This window comes from Cyanobacteriota bacterium (assembly GCA_025054735.1).
Classification (GTDB): Bacteria; Cyanobacteriota; Cyanobacteriia; order SKYG9; family SKYG9; genus SKYG9.
This window is the reverse complement of record JANWZG010000450.1, coordinates 1-2,897: the sequence shown is the minus strand read 5'-3', so window position 1 is coordinate 2,897 and position 2,897 is coordinate 1. Positions and strand designations below refer to the sequence as shown.

The window sequence follows — 2,897 nt, the reverse complement described above, 5'->3', positions numbered from 1 at the left end:
CATGTTCACGATCGATCATGGAGAAAGGGGCAGAACGCTGTTCGCCAAAATGGACGATCGCATCGGGTTCAAATCTACGCAGGGACTTGATGAGAAAATCGTAATTGGTAATATCGCCAATGAACAGATCAATTGTCTTGCCGGTCAGAGCTTTCCACCGTTGCAACCGCTGCTGAATGGGCGCGATTGGTGTCAATGTCTCGATGCATAGCTCTAAATCCCAATGTCGGCGCACCAAGCTATCTAGGATGCCAACCTCATAACCTCGATTGGACAAATGCAGTGCTGTAGCCCAACCACAATACCCGTCGCCACCAATAACTAAGACCTTCATCTCAATTCCAACTTGCTCATAATGGCTCACTCTATCAGGTTTGTGTACCCAGTGACTAATCTGGTTTTAAACTAGGGTCACAGCGTTACTTCATGGGCAAAGCTAGTCCAACGTACAAACTCAAATGGCCCCGCCAGCGACCCCCAGACGTGCTCATCGGTTTCTGGGTCGCGGCCCCGATCGTAGCTAATGAAGCGATCGCCGTCGATTTCAAAGGTGCTATCTAGGTAGGTCGTTTTGCCCTTGCGCACCACTATGCAAGCCTTACCTGGTTCCACCTCACCTCGGAAGGAATGTCCTGTCCACTCAACTCGCATGTTGCAGCCAGGTAATTTTTCTAGTTGGCTAGCCTGCAAGTTGTAGAGGCGAGGCAAGTCACGTGAGGCACCATAGAATGCCTCTTCACCGTGAATCATGTAATTTTCAATTTCTAGCCGACCATTGGTTTCCACCAGTTTCAGCACCCGGATTCGATAGGGATTATTCAACATGAAATCGTAGGCTTGTTCCACAATGAAACTGATTCCTGACAGCAGTTGCACGGGCAACGGTCTCATGCAAACCCGAATGTGGGCAAACAGGGGTGGGTTGTCAAAAGCTTGAGCTTGGTTGCTAAAGTCGGCTGCCATCCAACGGGCAAGGCTGAGCATATCAGTGGCATGGGTCATAACTAATGCTGTGTAGTGAATTGCTAGAACTACTAGCTCTAATTTTAAGACTGGAGGGTTCTTAGCTTGCCGATGACTCAAAAATTGTGGGTGGATAGTGATTAGGAGAGCGTGTCACCTGTGCAGGCCCTCATCACCCCAGCCTCTGCGCCCAAGTTAGAAGAAGGAGAGCCAAGCTACCTTACAGTCTCTCTTCTGACTTGGAAGAGGGACGTAGATTGAGGGCAAAAGTGATATGCGCCTATAACATAGTTTTTCGATCGCACGCCTATTGTTGAAGGTGGTGTAAAGCCCCCTATAGGTAGAGTTACCATCCCAGAGGTAGTGGAATCTTAAGTAAAGTATTCCTCTAACTCAGCAGAGCTTGTTTGTAGGGCTACTCTCTGATTGCTGATAATACTGAGACATGGGCATCTCAACCGGTTGTATCTCATTGTGTTTTTCTAGAGTCAGTTGATACCCCCCTTAGCCTGCTAAGAAAGTACATAGACTCACCTAGGCAGGCATTCGTGACTCTTAGCACTGCTATCAAGTTAACATCGTTGCAGCTATGAAACAGAAATCATTACCTAATCTTGATAATTGCCTCAGAGTAATTACGATACAGTTACAAATAGACTCATAGCGTGTAGTCTGCACAATGGTCGCCGGATTGCAAGCCCTTGTAAGCTAGAAGTCCAGTCATTTTGTTACGATTCTTTATATAGATTAAAAATCAAATGAAGCTCTGCTGGTCGTGTGATGAAGCTCTGCTGGTCGTGTGATGTATAGCTTGTTTACATAGCATGTCCACTCTATATCTCTTATCAGACATGAACCCTACGTGGCTGCCTTTAAAGACTCTGCTTTCACCTGACAGCTACATGCCTCATGGGCACTGCTATCTATGGCAAACACCCCTAGTTAGCTTACATGTAATCAGTGATGTGCTGATTGCGATCGCCTACTTCTCTATTCCTGCGATGCTAGTTTACTTTGTGCGTCAGCGTCAAGGGATTCCCTTTTCTAGGGTGTTTTTGCTGTTTGGGGCCTTTATTAGCCTTTGTGGATTGGGCCACCTGCTGGAGGTTTGGACGCTGTGGCATCCGGCCTATTGGGTTTCAGGGGTGGAACAGGCCCTGACAGCACTAGTGTCTTGCTACACTGCATTACAGCTTGTGGAGTTGCTGCCCCAATTCCTGGCACTACGCTCTCCCCAGGAACTAGAGGAGATGAACCGGGCGCTACAGCAAGAAATTGTCGATCGGCAACGGGCAGAGCAAATTTTGCAGGGCATTTTATCGGGCACTGCTTCCACCACAGGGGCCAATTTCTTTCCTGCCTTGGCGCAAAATCTGGCAGCATCCCTCAATGTACGCCACGTGCTGGTTTCTGAGGTAATTAACATCCAACCACCCCACATGCAGTTACTGGCAGCATGGGTTGATGGTCAGCTTGGCCAGTTAGTCTGTTACCCCTTAGCAGGAAGTGCTTGTGAAGCTGTCGTGAATACGGCTGGAGCACGCTATTACCCAGAGCAGGTGCAGGCCATGTTTCCCCAGGCTGAAGGCTTAGCTAGTCTGAAGGCAGAATCTTACCTAGGTGTGCCGCTGCTGGATGGACAGGGACAAGTGTTAGGGGTGTTGTCAGTAATTCACGATCGTCCCTTAGACAATCCAGAAGTTGCTCAAACCGTTATAGCTCTCTTTGCCGCTAGGGCAGCGACTGAGTTACAACGTCTGCGTGCAGAACAGATAATTCGCTCTGCGGTTGAGGAACTGGAACAGCGTGTCCAAGAGCGCACGGCTGACCTAGTACAAGCTAATGCGCAGCTAGCCCAAGAAATTCAAGAACGCATGACTGTTGAAAGTGTGCTTCAAGCAACACTTGAGCGGGAACAGGAAGCCCGTGCTCAG

At 48.7% G+C, this 2,897-nt stretch carries 3 protein-coding genes; 1 reads left to right on the top strand and 2 read right to left on the bottom strand.

Annotation, left to right across the window (positions count from 1 at the left end):
* Positions 1-334 (bottom strand): NAD-dependent epimerase/dehydratase family protein (locus NZ772_16635; protein ID MCS6815182.1); only part of this gene is annotated, 334 nt, incomplete at its 3' end.
* 77 nt (positions 335-411) lie between these two features.
* On the bottom strand, positions 412-1,002 hold the full coding sequence (locus NZ772_16630) for a chromophore lyase CpcT/CpeT (protein ID MCS6815181.1): 591 nt from the start codon (positions 1,000-1,002) through the stop codon (positions 412-414).
* 812 nt (positions 1,003-1,814) lie between these two features.
* Here NZ772_16630 and NZ772_16625 point away from each other — a divergent pair.
* On the top strand, positions 1,815-2,897 hold a 1,083-nt coding region (locus NZ772_16625; GenBank protein MCS6815180.1), incomplete at its 3' end, for a histidine kinase.

Excerpts from the sequence above, each read along its gene's own strand:
- NZ772_16630 (MCS6815181.1), bottom strand. The coding sequence starts at position 1,002 with ATGACCCATGCCACTGATATGCTCAGCCTTGCCCGTTGGATGGCAGCC.